The sequence below is a fragment of the Limosilactobacillus ingluviei str. Autruche 4 genome (genome assembly GCF_000312405.1).
GTDB classification, from domain to species: domain Bacteria; phylum Bacillota; class Bacilli; order Lactobacillales; family Lactobacillaceae; genus Limosilactobacillus; species Limosilactobacillus ingluviei.
The window spans coordinates 968,563-986,847 of record NZ_HE997173.1; the positions used below are offsets into that span (position 1 = coordinate 968,563).

General features: G+C 50.3%; 24 protein-coding genes. All 24 read right to left on the reverse strand.

Annotated elements, in window-relative coordinates:
• The 24 genes from ligA to rplF all read right to left on the reverse strand — a co-directional run bounded on the left by ligA (nucleotide 1) and on the right by rplF (nucleotide 18,269).
• Nucleotides 1-2,034: an NAD-dependent DNA ligase LigA gene (gene ligA, locus BN54_RS04740; protein ID WP_040469952.1), complete on the reverse strand. Its 2,034-nt coding sequence runs from the start codon at nucleotides 2,032-2,034 to the stop codon at nucleotides 1-3.
• A gap of 2 nt (nucleotides 2,035-2,036) precedes the next feature.
• Entirely contained in the window at nucleotides 2,037-4,310 is a 2,274-nt protein-coding gene (pcrA, locus tag BN54_RS04745; RefSeq protein WP_040469732.1) for a DNA helicase PcrA, read from the reverse strand.
• 98 nt (nucleotides 4,311-4,408) lie between these two features.
• Nucleotides 4,409-5,560, reverse strand: a complete 1,152-nt coding sequence (locus tag BN54_RS04750) for an ATP-grasp domain-containing protein (protein WP_019206016.1) — start codon at nucleotides 5,558-5,560, stop codon at nucleotides 4,409-4,411.
• A 2-nt stretch (nucleotides 5,561-5,562) separates the two neighbouring features.
• Nucleotides 5,563-6,141, reverse strand: coding sequence for a xanthine phosphoribosyltransferase (locus tag BN54_RS04755; RefSeq protein ID WP_019206017.1), 579 nt, complete (start codon nucleotides 6,139-6,141; stop codon nucleotides 5,563-5,565).
• Between the two features lie 25 nt (nucleotides 6,142-6,166).
• Nucleotides 6,167-6,772 (reverse strand): glycoside hydrolase family 73 protein, encoded by a 606-nt coding sequence (locus BN54_RS04760; RefSeq protein WP_040469733.1) that lies wholly within the window; start codon nucleotides 6,770-6,772, stop codon nucleotides 6,167-6,169.
• A 203-nt stretch (nucleotides 6,773-6,975) separates the two neighbouring features.
• A complete protein-coding gene (rpsI, locus tag BN54_RS04765) occupies nucleotides 6,976-7,371 on the reverse strand; it encodes a 30S ribosomal protein S9 (RefSeq protein ID WP_019206019.1) in 396 nt (131 codons plus the stop codon).
• Between the two features lie 13 nt (nucleotides 7,372-7,384).
• The gene (gene rplM / locus BN54_RS04770; protein ID WP_019206020.1) at nucleotides 7,385-7,828 is read right to left on the reverse strand and encodes a 50S ribosomal protein L13; all 444 of its coding nucleotides are present in this window, start codon (nucleotides 7,826-7,828) and stop codon (nucleotides 7,385-7,387) included.
• Between the two features lie 106 nt (nucleotides 7,829-7,934).
• Nucleotides 7,935-8,705, reverse strand: a complete 771-nt coding sequence (gene truA / locus BN54_RS04775; protein ID WP_019206021.1) for a tRNA pseudouridine(38-40) synthase TruA — start codon at nucleotides 8,703-8,705, stop codon at nucleotides 7,935-7,937.
• A 9-nt stretch (nucleotides 8,706-8,714) separates the two neighbouring features.
• The gene (locus BN54_RS04780; RefSeq protein WP_019206022.1) at nucleotides 8,715-9,518 is read right to left on the reverse strand and encodes an energy-coupling factor transporter transmembrane component T family protein; all 804 of its coding nucleotides are present in this window, start codon (nucleotides 9,516-9,518) and stop codon (nucleotides 8,715-8,717) included.
• The gene (locus tag BN54_RS04785) at nucleotides 9,508-10,377 is read right to left on the reverse strand and encodes an energy-coupling factor transporter ATPase (RefSeq protein WP_019206023.1); all 870 of its coding nucleotides are present in this window, start codon (nucleotides 10,375-10,377) and stop codon (nucleotides 9,508-9,510) included. Before BN54_RS04785 ends, BN54_RS04780 begins: the two co-directional genes overlap by 11 nt.
• Nucleotides 10,344-11,183: an energy-coupling factor transporter ATPase gene (locus BN54_RS04790; RefSeq protein WP_040469735.1), complete on the reverse strand. Its 840-nt coding sequence runs from the start codon at nucleotides 11,181-11,183 to the stop codon at nucleotides 10,344-10,346. The genes BN54_RS04785 and BN54_RS04790 overlap by 34 nt, the downstream gene beginning before the upstream one ends.
• A gap of 214 nt (nucleotides 11,184-11,397) precedes the next feature.
• The gene (gene rplQ / locus BN54_RS04795; protein WP_019206025.1) at nucleotides 11,398-11,778 is read right to left on the reverse strand and encodes a 50S ribosomal protein L17; all 381 of its coding nucleotides are present in this window, start codon (nucleotides 11,776-11,778) and stop codon (nucleotides 11,398-11,400) included.
• Nucleotides 11,779-11,808: 30 nt separating this feature from the next.
• Nucleotides 11,809-12,750 carry a DNA-directed RNA polymerase subunit alpha gene (locus BN54_RS04800; RefSeq protein ID WP_019206026.1) on the reverse strand — a complete coding sequence of 314 codons (942 nt, stop codon included), beginning with the start codon at nucleotides 12,748-12,750 and terminating at the stop codon, nucleotides 11,809-11,811.
• An 83-nt stretch (nucleotides 12,751-12,833) separates the two neighbouring features.
• On the reverse strand, nucleotides 12,834-13,223 hold the full coding sequence (gene rpsK, locus BN54_RS04805; RefSeq protein ID WP_019206027.1) for a 30S ribosomal protein S11: 390 nt from the start codon (nucleotides 13,221-13,223) through the stop codon (nucleotides 12,834-12,836).
• Nucleotides 13,224-13,256: 33 nt separating this feature from the next.
• The gene (gene rpsM / locus BN54_RS04810) at nucleotides 13,257-13,622 is read right to left on the reverse strand and encodes a 30S ribosomal protein S13 (protein ID WP_019206028.1); all 366 of its coding nucleotides are present in this window, start codon (nucleotides 13,620-13,622) and stop codon (nucleotides 13,257-13,259) included.
• A 26-nt stretch (nucleotides 13,623-13,648) separates the two neighbouring features.
• Complete coding sequence (gene rpmJ / locus BN54_RS10030) at nucleotides 13,649-13,765, reverse strand: 50S ribosomal protein L36 (RefSeq protein ID WP_006916637.1); 117 nt, start codon at nucleotides 13,763-13,765, stop codon at nucleotides 13,649-13,651.
• A gap of 27 nt (nucleotides 13,766-13,792) precedes the next feature.
• Nucleotides 13,793-14,011, reverse strand: a complete 219-nt coding sequence (infA, locus tag BN54_RS04815; RefSeq protein WP_006500601.1) for a translation initiation factor IF-1 — start codon at nucleotides 14,009-14,011, stop codon at nucleotides 13,793-13,795.
• A gap of 139 nt (nucleotides 14,012-14,150) precedes the next feature.
• The gene (locus BN54_RS04820; RefSeq protein WP_019206029.1) at nucleotides 14,151-14,801 is read right to left on the reverse strand and encodes an adenylate kinase; all 651 of its coding nucleotides are present in this window, start codon (nucleotides 14,799-14,801) and stop codon (nucleotides 14,151-14,153) included.
• 18 nt (nucleotides 14,802-14,819) lie between these two features.
• Nucleotides 14,820-16,127: a preprotein translocase subunit SecY gene (secY, locus tag BN54_RS04825; protein ID WP_019206030.1), complete on the reverse strand. Its 1,308-nt coding sequence runs from the start codon at nucleotides 16,125-16,127 to the stop codon at nucleotides 14,820-14,822.
• Nucleotides 16,127-16,564 carry a 50S ribosomal protein L15 gene (gene rplO, locus BN54_RS04830; protein WP_019206031.1) on the reverse strand — a complete coding sequence of 146 codons (438 nt, stop codon included), beginning with the start codon at nucleotides 16,562-16,564 and terminating at the stop codon, nucleotides 16,127-16,129. Before rplO ends, secY begins: the two co-directional genes overlap by 1 nt.
• A gap of 30 nt (nucleotides 16,565-16,594) precedes the next feature.
• Nucleotides 16,595-16,777, reverse strand: coding sequence for a 50S ribosomal protein L30 (gene rpmD, locus BN54_RS04835; RefSeq protein ID WP_019206032.1), 183 nt, complete (start codon nucleotides 16,775-16,777; stop codon nucleotides 16,595-16,597).
• Between the two features lie 11 nt (nucleotides 16,778-16,788).
• The gene (gene rpsE / locus BN54_RS04840; RefSeq protein ID WP_019206033.1) at nucleotides 16,789-17,298 is read right to left on the reverse strand and encodes a 30S ribosomal protein S5; all 510 of its coding nucleotides are present in this window, start codon (nucleotides 17,296-17,298) and stop codon (nucleotides 16,789-16,791) included.
• Nucleotides 17,299-17,319: 21 nt separating this feature from the next.
• Nucleotides 17,320-17,685, reverse strand: coding sequence for a 50S ribosomal protein L18 (gene rplR, locus BN54_RS04845; RefSeq protein ID WP_040469739.1), 366 nt, complete (start codon nucleotides 17,683-17,685; stop codon nucleotides 17,320-17,322).
• Between the two features lie 47 nt (nucleotides 17,686-17,732).
• A complete protein-coding gene (rplF, locus tag BN54_RS04850; RefSeq protein ID WP_019206035.1) occupies nucleotides 17,733-18,269 on the reverse strand; it encodes a 50S ribosomal protein L6 in 537 nt (178 codons plus the stop codon).
• Between the last annotated feature and the right edge of the window lie 16 nt (nucleotides 18,270-18,285).

Sequence of the window (18,285 nt, forward strand, 5' to 3'; positions counted from 1 at the left end):
CTAATTTTCCTCCTTCATTGCCTGGTCAAAGCGTTGCTCATCCCAGACTGGAATTTGCAAATCATTGGCCTTTTTCAGTTTACTGCCCGCTTTTTCCCCGGCAATCAACAGATCGGTCTTTTTGGAGACACTCCCGGTCACCGTTGCCCCGCGGGCTTCCAACCACGCCGTTGCTTCCGCCCGGCTAAAGGCACTTAATTTCCCGGTTAAAACGACGCGTTTGTCACGCCAAGTATCGTTCACCATCACCGGGGCGCCTTCGTAGGTCAAGTTGACCCCGACTGCTGCTAACTCGGCCACTAAAGCTTGGACTTTTTCATTCGCAAAGTAGGTAGCCACACTGTCCCCAATTGTTGCGCCGACACCCGGAATAGCCGCAATTTCGGCCGAATCAGCCGCCATGACCGCGGCTAAATCGCCAAAGTGTTGGGCAATCAACTGGGCGACTTTGGCCCCCACGTGGCGAATGCCTAACCCAAACAGCAAACGTTCGACTGAATTATGCCGACTGTTGTCAATTGCTGTCAATAGGTTGGTCGCGGATTTCTCCGCAAATTTAGGTAAAGTTAATAATTGCGCAGCCGTCAAGCGGTACAGGTCGGCGACGTTTTGCACCATTTTACGTTCCCACAGGGCTTCAATAATTTTGGGACCGAGCCCATCAATATTCATGGCGTTGCGGGAGGCGAAGTGAGCGAGTCCTTCCTTGAGTTGGGCCGGACACATCGGGTTAACACAGCGCAAGGCAACTTCATCCGCTAAGTGGACCAAGGCGGCCCCACAAACTGGGCAGTCCTGCGGCGGCTGGTAAGGTTGGCTGGTTGCCGGCCGTTTCGCCATTATTACCCGGGAAATTTCGGGAATAATATCACCGGCCTTATGCAACATGACCGTATCACCTAGGCGAATATCCTTAGCCGCCAAGTAATCCGGGTTATGCAACGAGGCCCGCGCCACCGTCGTCCCCGCCAATTGGACCGGATCCATCACCGCCGTGGGCGTTACATTTCCCGTGCGCCCAACGGTCCACTCAATTTCGCGCACCACCGTCGCCGCTTCCTCGGGCGGAAATTTATAGGCAATTTCCCACCGGGGTACCTTCACGGTATTACCTAACTGGACTTGCGTTGCCAAATCATTAACCTTTTCAACAATCCCGTCGATCCCATACGGTAAATCATCCCGTTGGGCTGTGTATTCCGTTAGGTAAGACTCAATTTCTGCCGGCGTCGTCACCACCCGGGAATGCGGGTTAACCGCAAACCCTAAGGCTTGCAAGCGGGCCAAGGCTTGCGCTTGGGTGGTCACACCCAAGGTGGCAAAGTCGGGAACGTAATAAATAAAGGTGGCCAATTGGCGTTGTTTGGTAATCGTAGGATCCAACTGGCGCAAACTGCCGGCCGCTGCATTGCGGGGGTTGGCAAAGGTTGGCAGGCCCTCGGCTTCGCGTTTTTCATTCAAAGCCAAGAAGGCTGCTTTGGGCATGTAGCATTCCCCGCGAACCTCAATTGACAATGGTTCCGGCAACGTTTGGGGCACGTCTTGGATCGTTTTGACGTTGGCTGTCACATCTTCCCCAATTTGCCCGTTCCCCCGCGTGGATGCTTGGACCAGTTGGCCCGCTTCATAAACCAAGGACAGCGACAAGCCATCAATTTTCAGTTCCAAATTGTAAGCTAAACTGTCAACGGCTAAGCCCGCTTGTTGGCGCGCATTAAAGTCAGCCAATTCCGCCGGGGAAAAAACATCCCCCATCGATAGCATCGGGACTTCATGGGGCACCTTGGCCAGTTGGGTGGCCCCTTGCCCCCCAACTTGTTGGGTGGGCGAATCCGGCGTCACTAACTGCGGAAAGCGCGCTTCGATCTGCACCAAACGTTGGTAAGCGCGGTCATAAACGTAATCTTCAACCGTGGGCTGATCCTGTTCATAATATTCCCGGCCCCACTGCTTCAATTGAGTCCGTAAGGGACCAATTTCCGTTTTGGCTGCCGCCAGATCTAAGGCGGCAACCGGACGTTGTTCTTCGCTCATCATTAATCCTCGACCTTCTTGATTGGAGCAAACGAGGCCAATAAGCGCCGGACCCCTTCGTTCGGAAAGGCAATGTCTAATTCCATATCCGTACCAGTGCCGTTAACGGCAACCACGGTCCCTTGCCCCCACTTCTTGTGCATTACTTTATCGCCGGCTTGCCAGTTGCCTTTTTCGGCGCCAGTCCCTTGGTTGGCAACTTGCTTGGTTGAATGCGTCTGTTTAGCCGCATACGTTGTCGTTGTCGCCAAGCGCGTACTGTGCCCCTGCTTGAGTCGAGTAAACGGGGCTTTCGACCGCACTGCTGGGCTATCTTGTTGCAACAAATCATCACTGATTTCCGTTACAAATTCTGAGGCCGGGTTCCGCTGAATCCGCCCGTACAAGACCCGGGAGTTGGCATTGGTTAAGTAAAGTTTTTGCTTGGCGCGGGTAATCCCCACGTAAGCCAAACGGCGTTCTTCTTCTGCTTCTTCCGGATTTTCCTTCGCCCGGGCCAACGGGAAGATACCTTCTTCCATCCCGATTAAAAAGACCACCGGGAATTCCAGCCCCTTGGCGGCGTGTAAGGTCATCAACGTCACCGTATTGGTTTGGTCTTCTAGCTCATCTTGGGGCGAAACCAGAGCCAGGTCCGTCAAAAATTGGGTCAACTGTTCCTGGGTGGTCGTCACTTCATCGCCATGCTTCTGATCAAATTCTTGGGTGACGGACTTAAATTCTTCCAAGTTTTCCAAGCGGGTCTGGGCTTGCAAATCTTTATTGGCAACGGCTTGGAGACTCGCCCGGTAGCCCGTTTGCGTTAAAATCGCATCCGTCAACTCGGTTAACGTCAGGTTCGCCGCTTGCGTTTGCAGTTGCTGCATTTCTTCTGCAAAGCCAGTCAATTTCTTCTTCACGCTCGGGGAGATTTGGTTGGCCAGTTCCACGTTTTCGGCCGCCTTCATCAACGACCAGCCCATGTCTGCAGCAAACTGGCGCAGCTTGTTCAAACTGGTAGCCCCAATGCCGCGCTTGGGCACGTTCACCACCCGTTCAAAACTCAGTGAATCATCTGGATTAGCAACCAACGTTAAGTAGCCCAGTAAATCGCGAATTTCCATCCGGTCGTAGAACTTATGACCGCCCACCATCGTATATGGAATGCTGGACTTCATAAAGGTTTCTTCAATCAACCGGGACTGCGCATTGGTCCGGTAGAGAATGGCAAAATCACCGTACGCATACCCATGCGCTTGGCGTTGCTTTTCAATTTGTTTGACCACGTAGTAGGCTTCATCGTGCTCACTTTGGGCCCGGTAATAAGAAATTTTGTCCCCCTGGCCATTTTGGGTCCACAACTTTTTATCTTTCCGGTTAACGTTGTTGGCAATCACTTGGTTAGCCGCATCCAAAATCGTTTGCGTCGAGCGATAATTTTGTTCCAACATAATCGTTTGGGCCGTTGGGTAATCCTTTTCAAAGTTCAGGATGTTATTCATGTTGGCCCCCCGCCAACCATAGATACTCTGATCGGCATCCCCCACGACACACAGATTTTCGTACTTCGCCGCCAGTTGGTGGACTAACTGATACTGAGCGTCGTTGGTATCTTGGTATTCGTCAACGTGAATGTAGTTAAACTTATCTTGGTAGTAAGCCAAGGTCTCTGGCTCCGTCTTAAACAATTCAATCGTCTTCATGATCAAATCATCAAAGTCCAAGGTCTGGTTGGCTTCCAATTCTTTTTGGTAGCGCCCATAAGCTTCACCGACCAGTTTACGATATGGATCCTGGTACTTGGCTTGGTAAGCAGCCGGGGTCTCTAAGGCATTTTTGGCGTTGGAAATAGCACTCAAGAAGTTCCGGGGTTCAAATTTCTTGGGATCCAAGTTCATTTCCTTGAAGATGCGCTTCATCAACGTCCGTTGTTCCCCCGGATCGGCAATCGTAAAGGCGGTATTATAGCCTAATTTGTCAATATTGCGCCGCAAAATTCGCACACACAAAGCGTGGAACGTTGAAACCCAAATATCCGAAGCACTTGGGCCTAACAACTTCGTCAATCGTTCCTGCATTTCCCGGGCAGCCTTATTGGTAAAGGTAATCGCCAAAATTTTCCATGGCAACACCCCTTGTTCCTCAATCAAGTAGGCAATTCGGTGCGTTAACACCCGGGTCTTGCCCGAACCAGCGCCGGCCATTACCAACAGCGGGCCCTCCGTTGTCAACACGGCCTGTCGTTGTTGTTCATTCATTCCATCGAGTGCTGATTGCATTTTCACGCCACTGTTCATCCTTTCTCAAAAAAATCAGTCAAGCTCTATTATAACAGGAAGTCCCGCTGGCTGAAACGAAAAAGGCAGCAGGGCCGCCCCCACTGCCACTTACTAAATTATTCAGGTTCCGCCATTGGAGTGGGATCCCAAATTGCGGTCGCTTCCATCTTTTCCGTCAGTTCGCGCAAAGACAGATCCGTCCCACTCAGCCAGGTCAACCCCACAATTTGTTCCGCTTGGGGTTGATTGAGGTTAAAGAAACGGTAGGACCAGTAGTCTTTCAACGGTAGTTGCCGCTGAACCGCCGCTAATTGGTCCCCCCGTACCACCATCATCAAGGTAGATTGCGCCGGGGTGACCACATGGGCCGGTAAGCCAGCTGCCAAGCGAACTTGTTGCGCCGCGAGGCTCACGCTGGCTGCTGTTTCATAAACGTTGCCAGCCGTTAATAAGCCGGGGGCCAACCCTTTGACGTAGAGGCTGCCGCTGGCATTTTCATAAAATTCAACGGTCAGAATCCCTTGGTAACCAAGTTGCTTGACGGCCGCTTGCGCAATCCGGGCCATTTCTCCCGCTAAATCCTGGGCAACATTCAGGGGCGCCTTCACCCCTAAAAGTTGCCGGTCAGGGGTGTATTCCACGCCGGCCACCGGATAAGTCACCACTTGATCACCCTGGGCCGCCACGGTCAACAAGTATTCATGCGCATGGTCAATCCAGGATTCTAACAAGTAGGTCCCGGCCACCATAAAGTTGGCCGCCCGTGCAATATCGGATTCCTTGCGAATCAACATAGTCTCGGCCCCCATCCCCCGTTGAATAGGCTTTAAGACGGCCGGATAACCAATTGAATCAATTGATTGGTAGATGTCTTCCAGGCTGATCACCGTTACATACGGCGCGCTGTTCACGTTTAGTTGGTCGAAAAAGACCCGTTCCATTAACCGGTCCTGCATAATTTCCAAGCCATCGATCCCTTGCGGCACTTGCGTCAACTGACTCAAGTAGTGAAAAACAATCGCATCAATGTTGGGTGTGGTGTAGATTACCACGTCACAGGCTTCCCCAAAAGTCTTTAATTTCTCCTTCGCCCGGTAATTGCCCACAATCGTAAAGTCCGCTTGGCGCGTCAATTCAGGTTGGGGCGTATCAACGTAGGCATAGACCTTTAAGCCCAATTCGTGCGCAGCATTTACCATCGCCAAACTATCAGCGTTAAAGCCCATTATCCCGAGCACCTGGCCCGGCGTTAAAACTGCCCTTGCCATCCTTAATCCTCCTCTGCAAATTCAACTTGCCCGTTTGCCAACGACTTGATTTTCGCCAATGAGACGACCGGGATCCCCTGCTTTTCCAATGCTAAGCGCCCCGGTTGGAAGGTCTTTTCGATCACAATTCCCGCCCCGGTTACGGTCACACCAGCCTGCTTAGCAATAGCCAAGAGCCCACTGACTGCTTGACCATTCGCCAAGAAGTCATCAATGATCAAGACTTTGTCATCCGGGGCCACATACTTTTGAGCAATCGTAATTTTATTGGCCACCTGCTTGGTATAAGAGTAAACCTCCGCCGTATAAAGACCTTCATTTAACGTCAAACTCTTGTGCTTCCGAGCAAAGATCACCGGCACGCCTAACGCTAAGCCCGTCATCACCGCTGGCGCAATCCCCGATGATTCCACAGTCCAGACTTTCGTGATCCCGGCATCGGCAAACCGCGCGGCAAATGCTTGCCCAATCCGTTGCATTAGTCCAGCATCAATTTGATGATTTAAAAAAGCATCAACCTTCAATACATTCCCGGGCAGCACCGTCCCGACTTCTTTAATGCGCGTTTTTAACTCTTCCATCGTGATCCCCCTTTAAACTGGTGTGTTACTGATCATAGCGATCTAATTGGTAAGTCTTGATAACATTAATCAGCTTCGCGGCATAATCCGGATCGGTCGCATACCCGGCCTTTTGCAAGGCCCGGGCGGCTTCTTGGTAGTTCGTTGCGTCAATCACCGCTTGGTAATTTTGCTCGTTATACGCCGTCCCCTTCACCATTAACTGGGTATGATCCTTGATTGACTCCGCCCACGAATCATATACCCGGAAGCGGCCCTTGATGACCACCCATTTGCCATTGGTGTATTCCTTGGTACTCAGCACCTTGGAATTGGTCCCTTCCCCTTTAATGCCAAAGAGGTTGTGGTAATCCGCGGCCAACTTGCTGGAGCCCCAATCCGATTCCAAAATTGCTTGGGCCATGGTAATTGAGGCATAAACATGATACTTGCTTTGCATGGCTTGCGCTTCCGGCGCAATCGCTTGGATAAACAGCCGCTTGGCATTTTGCTCCTTTTTGATAATTTGGGCTTGTTGGTAGCGAACGTAGAAGTGATGGCCGACGTAGACCCCCATAAAGATCACTAACACCGCCAATACTGCTACACCCCACGACCAGCGCTTCCGGCGTCCTTTTCTTTTCCGTGCCAAAACAATTCCTCCCTACCCGCAATGATTTCCTGCGCGGGCTGTTTGCTCATTCCTATTGTTACAATCTTACCGCATCCGCGACCAAATTTTCATGCTTTTCGTGAAGAAAAAGATTAATTTTGGTTAAACCAATTCCGCAGAACTGAGTGTATAAAAAAACACCAGCCGAAGCCGGTGTTTGAAACAAACGTGTCCTCCAAAGATTAACGCTTGCTGAATTGGGAAGCCTTCCGGGCCTTCTTCAGACCTGGCTTACGACGTTCCTTCATCCGTGGGTCCCGCGTTAAGAGACCCGCCTTCTTCAAGGCGTCACGGAAGTCTGGATCAACAACGAGCAATGCCCGTGCAATCCCGTGCCGCGTAGCACCGGCTTGGCCGGCGAACCCACCACCGCGGACGTTTACCAAGACGTCGTATTGACCTTCCGTCTTAGTAGCTGCAAATGGTTGGTTAACGATGGCACGTAAGTTGGCAAACGGAATGTAGTTTTCGATTGCCTTGCCGTTCATAGTGATCTTACCAGAACCTGGCACCAGACGAACCCGTGCAGTTGAGTTCTTCCGACGGCCAGTACCGCTGTATTGTACTTCTTGAGCCAATTCCGTTCCCTCCTTAGATTAAGTTAGTGATGTCAAGTACTTCGGGCTTTTGAGCTGCGTGCTTGTGGTCAGTCCCAGCGTACACGTGCAGCTTCATACCCATCTTGCGACCCAGTGGGGTGTGTGGAAGCATCCCCTTGATAGTCTTTTCAACCATCTTTTCAGGGTCCTTGGCAAGGAAGTCACCTGCCGTCCGTTGCTTCAGACCACCTGGGTGGTTGGAGTGACGGTAGTAGATCTTGCCGCTTGCCTTCTTACCAGTTAACTTAACTTCGGCAGCGTTGATCACGATAACGTTGTCACCAGTATCAACGTGAGGGGTGAAAGTTGGCTTGTTCTTCCCGCGCAAAATAGATGCAACGGTCGAAGCCAGCCGACCCAAAGGAATATCCTTAGCGTCAACGATGTACCACTTACGGTCAACTTCACCTGGTTTTGCCATGTATGTCGTTCTCACGATATAAGTCCTCCAATTTTTGTCTTTCTTTTACAATTAATTGTGTACCGAGTAATTAATGGAAAAGAAATACCAACTAACAGTGTACTCGATCTTGCTAGAAACGTCAATCTTTTTCTGCAGGTTCCCCATAGTCAACTTGGACTAAATACAACCCTTCGGCTGGCGCCGTCATCCGCGCTTCTTGGCGATCCTTGGCCGCGATAACCCGGGCCACATCACTAACTGGCCGTTGTCCATTCCCAATTTCTAACAACAAGGCCACCATAATGCGCACCTGGTTATATAAAAAACCATTGCCGACAAAATCAAAACAGATTTCGTCATTATTGGGATCCCGCCAAACCCGTGCTTCATAGATCGTGCGAACATTGCTCTTGGCTTGCGAGCCGGACGCCACGAAACTGGTAAAATCATGCTCCCCAACCAAGGCTTGGGCAGCTTGGTCCATTGTTGCCACATCCACCGGGTACTTATAGTGGGCCGTGTAATTTCGGCGGAAGGGATTAACAAATTCCCCCTGACTGACCCGGTAACGATACCGTTTCCGGTGCGCATTGTAGCGGGCATGAAAACTTTCGTCCACCAATTCAGCTTGCTTGACCATCACATCTAAGGGCAACTGACTGTTTAGCGCCCGCACCATCGAGGCCGGCGGAATATAGGTGGGAAAGTCAAAGTGGGCCACCTGATTTAAGGCGTGCACGCCCGCATCCGTCCGCCCGGAGCCAATGACGTGCAACGGGGGATTGGGCTGCTTGGCCATCCGGTTAATGATCGTCTTTAAGGTTTGCTCCACCGTCCGCTGGTGGGGTTGGATCTGAAACCCCGCAAAATTAGTGCCATCATAGGCAAAGGTAATTTTGTATCGATACATCATATTTCCTCACTTCACGAATCTTAACGCCACCAGCGCCACCGTTAGCAGGCCCCAAACTACGGTTCCCAAAGTATCGTGCCGTTGCCAATGCAACTGCCGAAACTTGGTCCGAGCCTGGTTGGGATCATACCCCCGCGCTTCCATTGCTACCGCTAATTCTTCGGCTCGCTTAAAAGCCGCTACAAACAAGGGGATCATTACCGGAACGAGTCGCTTGGCCCGGGTAAACAGCGAGCCCGAGCTAAAATCCATCCCCCGGGCCCGCTGAGCATTCATGATCATCCCGACTTCATCCATAATCGTGGGCACAAACCGCAGCGCAATTGACACCATCATCGCCAATTGACTGACGGGAACCCGCAAATACTTCAAGGGCTTCATTAATGCTTCTAAAGCATCCGCCAGTTGCAACGGGGTGGTGGTGACCGTAACGACCGTCGAACTGGTAATAATTAAAAAGAACCGCAAAACCAAAAAACCGGCTTGGGCCACTCCCGCTGACGTTACGGCCAGCCAGCCCCAGTGCCAATAAACTTGTCCCCCACTGGAGAACAGGGCCTGAATTACCGCCGTAAACAGAATAATCCACATTAACGGCCGAATCCCAGCCCAATACTTGCTAAACTTAACCTGGCTCAACCAGATAACCAAGCCTAACGCGCCAATTAAAAGCAAATTAGTCCACCACGTCCGGGCAAAAAAGACTAGGATGACAAACCAAAAACAACCAACCAACTTCAAACGCGGATCCAACCGGTGCATGAGCGAATTGCCCGGCAAATACATCCCAAATAAAACTTTATTGTTCATGGTGGTCCCCCTTAAGTTGGCGGGCCAGGGCGTGGGCCAGTTCGTCAAGTGTCAATGGCAATTGATTAAACTGACTGATCCCGGCCGTTTGCAACTGCTTGGCAAAGGCAACAGCGGCTGGCAAGGCCAACTGCTGGGTCGTTAGAAACTCGGGCTGGGCAAATAACGCCCGTGGTTGACCACTAAATTGCAACTGGCCATGAGCCAAGACCAACACGGTGTCGGCTAATTGGGCAACCTGCTCCATTTGATGCGTGATCAACAGGATCGTTAGGCCCTGGCCTTTCAATCTTTCAACCAACGCTAACAATTCTCGTTGACCATCAGGATCCAACCCTGCGGTAGGTTCATCTAAAATCAACAGTTGGGGGCGCATCGCCAAAACCCCCGCGATCGCGACCCGGCGCTGGTGGCCCCCCGAAAGTTCAAAGGGGGAGCGTTGCCATAAGGCCTCCCCAACCCCTAACTGAACCAGGGCTTGGTGGGCAGCTTTCTCAGCTTGCGCCGGAGTTTGCCCCAGATTCAGCGGACCAAACATCACGTCCGCTAACACAGTCTCGGCAAACAGTTGATGTTCCGGAAATTGAAAGACAAACCCAACTTGACGGTGTAACTGATGGAGGGCTTTACTCTTGGTGCGGGGGGTGATAACTTGCCCTAACACCTCCAATTGCCCTGCGGTAGGGGTTAACAAACCATCCGTTAATTGCATCAAGGTCGATTTGCCGCTCCCCGTGTGGCCGATGACGGCCGTTAGGCGCCCCTTGGGAACCGTAGCCGTAAAATCCTGCAGGGCGGCCGCACCGGCTTCATGATAGCGAAAGGTTACGCCTTGGTAGCTAACTGCCGCTTCAACCATTGCTCTAACGCTCCTTTTGTTAAATATTCTTTTGGTACCGGGACCCCGTAGTGTTGCAAGCGATCCCGCAATTGCATGCTAAAGGGCTGCACCAAGCCGACCTGTTGGACAAGGGCTTGGTCATTCAAGACTACCGCTGGCGTTGCTAACCGCAAAATTTGGCCTTGATCAAGGACCGCAACTTGATCGGCCATCGCCACTTCAACCGGATCATGGGTAATTGAAATGATGGTCAACGCCTGGGCTTGATGAATCTGTTGCAAGCGTTGCAAGACCGTCTGTCGCCCCTGCGGATCCAACATGCTGGTTGCCTCATCTAAAATCAAAATCTGGGGTTGCAAAGCGAGGGCCCCCGCAATCGCAACCCGTTGCTTTTGGCCACCGGACAGTTGCTCGGGCTGATGATGGCGGTAGGCTGTCATCCCGACTTGAGCTAGTGCCTGTTCAATCCGTGGTTCCATTGCTGCTGCTGGCACCTGGCGATTTTCTAGCCCAAAAGCCACGTCGGCTTCAACCGTCGCCCCCACAAATTGATTATCAGGGTTTTGAAAAACAAACCCAATCTGATGGTGTAAGGCCGCCAAGTGCGCTTCATCTACCGGCAGATCGTTCACCCGGATCGTCTGAGCAGGCGTCGGTAACAAGCCCGCAATCAACCGGGCTAAAGTCGACTTGCCACTGCCGTTTTTGCCCACAACCGCCAACCATTGCCCCGTTGGAATCGTCAAGCTTAGCCCTTGTAAAACAGGTTGGTCTTGGCGCGGGTATTGAAAGGTTAAATTAGAAACTTCAATCATCGCCCTCATCCTTTTCCTTTCTTACGGTTATTACAATGCCTTTAATTCTACCAAAGAACGACTAAATTCCCAACTCTGGCAGATCAAAAATTATGTATACAAAAAAATCACTTACAGCTGCGGTGCGCGATTGCTCGCCTTCAAGCTAGACTAGGGTTGCCCCACCATCGTAACGCTCTATACCATCAGCCGTAGTGATTTTATTACGCAGATTTAACCGAAATTAAACCAGTTCCAAGATAACCATTGGTGCACCGTCCCCACGACGAGGCATCGTCTTCAGGATCCGCGTGTACCCACCGTTGCGGTCAGCATACTTTGGCCCAATTTCTTCAAACAGGTTTTGTAAAGCAGATTGAATCTTTACGTCATCGCCGTCTTCCTTAACGTCAGCAACCACGTTCCGAACAAACGCTGCTGCACGCCGCCGGGAAGCCAAGTCGCCCCGCTTTGCCAAAGTGATCATCTTGTCCGCCGTCTTCCGAACTTCCTTTGCCCGGGCTTCCGTCGTCTTGATGGAGCCGTTAACCAGCAAGTCAGTCGTCAAATCGCGTAATAAAGCCTTTCGTTGTGAACTAGTCCGTCCTAATTTACGGTAACTCATGAGTGTCCCTCCTTTAATTGATAAATTTAATTAGTCTTCTTGGCGAAAACCAACGCCAAGGTCAGCTAACTTGAGCTTGATTTCTTCCAGTGACTTTTGACCAAGGTTACGTACCTTCATCATGTCAGCTTCGGTCCGTTCCGTTAAGTCCTTCACGGTTTGGATATCTGCCCGCTTCAGACAGTTGTAAGAACGAACTGACAAATCAAGTTCTTCGATTGTCTTATCCAGTACCTTTTCTTGGTGCGTTTCTTCCCGTTCAACCATCACTTGCGCATCTTGTGCTTCTTGGGTCAGGTTGACAAACATCGTCAAGTGGGAAGTCAAGATCTTAGCGGCTAAACTGATTGCTTCCGTTGGCGTCAAGGAACCATCAGTCCATACGTCTAAGGTTAACTTGTCATAGTCATTGCTTTGACCCACCCGCGTATTTTCCACGGTGTAGTTAACGCGTTCAATTGGGGTGTAGATTGAGTCGATTGGTAAAACACCGATCGCCAGATCCATCCGTGCCTTGTTAACATCAGCCGAGTTGTAACCCCGACCAGTGTCAGCCGTCATCCGCATGTGCAATTCAGCCCCGTCGGCAACGGTAGCAATGTGCAGATCTGGGTTCAAGATCGTCACGTCCCCATCAGCCTGGATATCAGCGGCGGTTACTTCAGCCGGACCCTTAACATCCAATTCAAGGTTCTTGGCGTCTTCGGATTCGATCTTCAAAGCAACTTTCTTCAAGTTCAAGACAATTTGCGTTACGTCTTCCGTAACTCCTTCAACGGTGCTGAATTCATGCAAAACACCGTCAATGTCAATACTCGTAATTGCCGCCCCCGGCAAAGAAGCCAGCATTACACGCCGAAGAGAATTGCCGAGCGTCGTCCCGTAACCGCGTTCTAACGGTTCAACAACAAACTTACCGTAGTTGTCGGTTTCTTCAACTTTGTGAATGTTTGGTTTTTCAAATTCGATCATTCTACTCTAGTACCCCTTTCAAACGCGGATCGTATTTCATAAAAAAGGCATCTGGTCGACAGAAACATCGCCGGTGATGCAAATTAAACACGACGACGCTTTGGAGGACGAGAACCGTTGTGCGGCACTGGAGTTACATCGCGGATAGCAGTAACTTCAAGCCCAGTTGCTTGCAGTGCCCGGATGGCAGATTCACGACCAGAACCAGGACCCTTAACTTCAACTTCAACCGTCTTCATACCATGTTCCATGGCTTGCTTAGCAGCGGCTTCAGATGCCATTTGAGCAGCAAATGGCGTTGACTTCCGGCTCCCCTTGAAGCCCAAGACACCAGCTGAAGACCAAGCTACCGCGTTCCCTTGAACATCGGTGATCATGATCAAAGTGTTGTTAAACGTGGAGTGAATGTGCGCAACCCCAGTTTCGACATTCTTCTTTACACGACGCTTGCGCGTACCCTTTTTGGTTGCCATAAACTAACTAACCTCCTTTACTATATTATATAATTACTTCTTCTTGTTAGCGATCGCAACGGCCTTACCCTTACGAGTCCGGGCGTTGTTCTTCGTGTGTTGACCACGAACTGGTAACCCACGACGGTGACGCATCCCACGGTAAGAACCAATTTCTTGGAGCCGCTTGATGTTTAAGGAAACTTCACGCCGAAGATCCCCTTCAACCTTTAAGTTTTCCACTTGCGAACGGATCTTTTCTTCTTGATCCGGCGTCAAATCACGAACCCGGATATCTTCTGAAACCCCAGCGGCTTCCAAGATCTTGTGCGCAGTAGTGTTACCAATCCCAAAAATGTAAGTTAAGCCGATCACGATTCGCTTGTCACGAGGTAAATCGACACCTGCAATACGAGCCATTATTGCACCTCCTTTAAAAAGTTAAATTACTTGCCTTGACGTTGCTTGTGCTTCGGGTTAGAGCAAATTACCATAACCCGGCCACGACGCTTGACAATCTTGCAGTTATCGCACATCTTCTTTACTGATGGACGTACTTTCATTGTAAATAATCCTCCTAAAATCCAGATTTATTTGAAGCGGAAAGTAATCCGGCCCTTGGTCAGATCATACGGGGACATTTCCACTTTGACCCGGTCCCCAGGCAAGATCTTGATGTAGTGCATCCGAATCTTCCCAGAAACGTGGGCTAAAATCTCAACCCCATTTTCCAATTCAACTTTGAACATTGCGTTGGGTAAGGTTTCAGTAACCTTCCCTTCGACTTCGATTACATCGGCTTTTGCCACTGCGCGGTTCCTCCTTGCCGTTTCTCAGAATTTACGTAAAAAGGTGGGAAGCGGAAATCCGCTACCCACTGCGAGCTAGATAAACCTTGCATAGTTTAACACAGCTTATCCCGTGATGCAAGATAAACCTTTCTTTCGCCTACAGGTTCGTCAAAACTTCCTTGATGGCTTGGTAAACCTTATCGATATCTTGCTCGCCATCGATTTGGTACAGGCAGCCCTGTTTTTCGTAGAAATCAATCAGCGGCGTGTTGAGTTTAATGTTGACTGCTAACCGGTTCTTAACCGTGGCTGGCTTGTCATCGTCGCGTTGGTAGAAGTCGTGGGAACCACACACGTCACAAGTGCCTTCAACCTTGGGCTGATTGTACAACTTGTGGTAGGTTGCCCCACATTCTTTACAAATGTAACGACCACTTAAGCGGTCGACCAACACTTCTGGATCAACGTGAATGTTGATCACGGCATCCAACTTTTTACCGTCCGCTTCAAGCATAGCGTTCAAAGCTTCGGCTTGGGCCAGGTTGCGTGGGAAGCCGTCCAACATGAAGCCATCTTTGACGTCATCTTGGGCTAAGCGTTCCTGAACGATCCCGTTGGTAACTTCATCCGGTACCAATTCACCCTTGTCGATGAATTGCTTGGCTTGCAGTCCCATTGGTGTTTCGTTTTTCATTGCAGCCCGGAAAATATCCCCGGTTGAGATATGTGGAATGTCAAAATCTTTGACAATGTATTGGGCCTGGGTCCCTTTACCGGCACCCGGCAGCCCCATCAATACAAGGTTCATACTCATGATGATTCCCCCTTAAGCTTCTCCATCGTGAATGAAGCCGATGTACTCGCGCTTCATTGTAAGACCATTTAATTGCCGGTTGACGTCCAAAGCGATTTGCACCACGATCAGCAAACTCGTCCCCCCTAAGCCAATTGACTGGCTGAGGTTCCAAATATTGCTGGCCAGCAGTGGAATCAATGAAACCAGCCCTAAGAAAAGTGACCCCACTGAGCTCAACCGCATTAAGAGCCCGGACACATAGTCCTGGGTTCCTTTCCCCGGCCAAACTCCTGTGATGTAACTCCCTTGCTTTTGCAAGTTTTCCGCTAACTTTTCAGGGTTGACTTGAACAAAGGCGTAGAAGAAAGTAAAGATCACAATCAAAAAGATGTACAGGCTGATCCCCGCCGTGGACTGTAAATTAAAGATTTCCGTCATAACTTGATACCAAGTATCGCCACCATGATTCTTCTGGAAAGCCATCAGAATCGTTTGGGGCGTGGAAATAAAGGAGCCGGCAAAAATCACCGGAATCACCCCGGAAACATTTAACTTCAACGGCAGGTAACTGTTCTTTGGTGAAGTCGTGGTCCGTCGGGTGTATTGGATCGGCAACCGCCGTTCCGCTTGTTGCACCCAAGTAACGAACGCCACGATAATCAATAGGGCAACCACAACCAAGGCGATGAACCCAATCCCCATCCAGAGGTCCGTACCGGATTCACCAGTAATTTGGTCGTTCCAGAGTTGGCTGATCCCTGAAGGCATCGAAGCGATGATCCCGGCGAAGATCAGAACGGAAACCCCGTTCCCTAACCCCCGCTCGGTGATCATGTCACCCATCCAGGTGGCAAACATCGTTCCGGCCGTCAGAATCAGACCGATCGTTAAATAGGTTTCAACCCCAGGATTGTTCACCAATTTAATTGTGCTGAGCGCATTAAATCCAGCGGTAATCCCAATTGACTGGACGAAACCTAGAACAATAGTTAACCAACGGGTCGCCTGATTTAACTTCCGACGTCCCACTTCACCTTGTTTGCTCCATTCCACGAACTTCGGTACGATGTCCATTTGCAGCAGCTGGACCACAATTTGGGCCGTGATGTAAGGTGAAACCCCCATTGCAAATAACGAATAATTCTGGAGCCCGCCCCCACTGAACGTATTCAGAATCGACGCTAATCCCGATGAAGAGAGTTGCGTCAAGGCAGCGGCATTAACCCCCGGAACCGTAATTGATGCACCTAACCGGTAAACAACCAACACAAACAAGGTAAAAAGAATCCGCGAACGGATTTCTTTAACCTTGAATGCATTTCTGGCGGTTGAAAACATTAAATCACCTCAGTCGTACCACCGGCTGCTTCAATCGCTGCTTTAGCAGAAGCAGAGAATTGGTGGGCCTTGACCGTTAACTTCTTGGTGAGTTGACCATTCCCCAGAACCTTGATCCCGCTCTTTTGGTTCTTAACGATCCCAGCTGCCATCAAAGCTTCTGGCGTAACTTCAGCCCCGTCTTCAAAACGGGTGTTTAAAGTCGTTAAGCTAACCAAGGCGTAATCCTTGTGGTTCATGCTGGTAAAACCACGCTTTGGCTTTTGACGGTAGAGTGGCATTTGGCCCCCTTCGAAGCCAAGACGCGTCTTACCGTGCGCCTTTTGACCCTTGGTCCCCCGACCAGACGTAAAACCGTGGCCGGATGAAAGACCGCGTCCCTTGCGCAGACGCTTAAAACGAGAACCTTCAGCAGGTTGCAATTCGTTTAACTTCATGTGATAGGCACCTCCTTATTTAGTTTTTAATTACTTAACTTCTTCAATCGAAACTAAGTGAGCGACCTTAAAGATTGCCCCACGAGTAGCCGCGTTATCTGGGAGGATAACGGAGCTGTTAATCTTGCCAAGGCCCAGCGCCTTAACAGTCCGACGTTGAGTTGGTTGGCGGTGGGCAGCACTCCGGATTAAAGTAACTTTAACTTTAGCCATGATATGTCCTCCTATTCTGCCAAGTGGTCAACAGAAACGCCACGCAACTTAGCAACTTCTTCCGCACTCTTCAAGGCCTTCAAACCTTCAAAGGTTGCCCGTACAACATTGATTGGCGTGTTGCTCCCAAGCCGCTTGGAAGTAACGTCGTCAATCCCGGCGAGTTCCATAACGTTACGAACTGCACCCCCAGCAGCAACCCCGGAACCTTCAACAGCAGGCTTAAGCAAAATCTTACCACCGCCGTAAGTACCGATTACTTCGTGAGGAATCGTAGTACCTACTACTGGCACTTCGATCAAGTTCTTTTGTGCTGCGGCAGAAGCCTTCCGAATTGCTTCAGGAACTTCTTGGGCCTTCCCAGTCCCAAAACCAACGTGGCCGTTCTTGTCGCCGACAACAACCAAGGCTGCAAAACGCAGACGACGACCACCCTTAACAACCTTGGTGATCCGGTTGATGGAAACGACTTGATCTTCCAGATCCAACTTAGCTGGATCAATAAATGATGATGATGCCATTACGGGTTATTCCTCCTTTTCTTAGAATTGCAGACCGTTTTCGCGAGCAGCTTCAGCCAAGGCTTGTACCCGACCGTGGTACAGGTAGCCACCCCGGTCGAAAACAACAACGGAAATGTTCTTTTCAACCCCGCGCTTGGCAATCAAAGCACCAACGCCGGCAGCTTGTTCAGACTTGGTCTTGCCACTTACTTCACTGTCCAAAGTTGAGGCACTTGCGAGCGTCACACCCTTTACGTCATCAATCAATTGAGCGTAAATGTTTTTGTTGGAACGGTAAACACTTAAACGTGGGCGCTCTGCAGTACCAGAGATCTTCCCGCGAACGCGCTTGTGGCGACGTTGACGGATCTTGTTCTTATCTGGCTTAGAAATCACAATTTTCACCTCTATAAATTTATTTTATGATTAGTTAACTTGCTAGCAAGTAACGATTACTTACCAGTCTTACCTTCCTTAAGGGAGATGTGTTCGTTTTCGTAGCGAATACCCTTACCCTTGTAAGGTTCTGGTGACCGAACGGCCCGGACTTCAGCAGCGAAGTCCCCAACGGCTTGCTTGTCGATCCCGCTGATTTCGATCGTGGTGTTGTCAGGAACCTTAACGTCCAGGTCCGCTGGCTTGTCCATTTCAACCGGGTTGGAGTAACCAACCGTCAAGATCAGCTTGTCACCCTTGAATTGGGCCCGGTAACCAACCCCGACTAACTTCATGGTCTTCTTGAAGCCGTTCGTAACCCCTTCAACCATGTTGTTGACGTTTGCCCGCGTCGTCCCGTGCAGGGCGCGCGTCTTGTTGTCTTCAGCGGAACGTTCAAATTTCACCACGTTGCCTTCAACGCTCATCTTAATCAATGGTGAAATTTCACGGGAAAGCGTACCCTTAGGACCCTTAACCGTAACCACGTCACCGGCTTGAGTAACTTCTACGTTTTCTGGCAGGTCAATTTCTTTGTAACCAATACGACTCATTTCTACACCTCCTAAC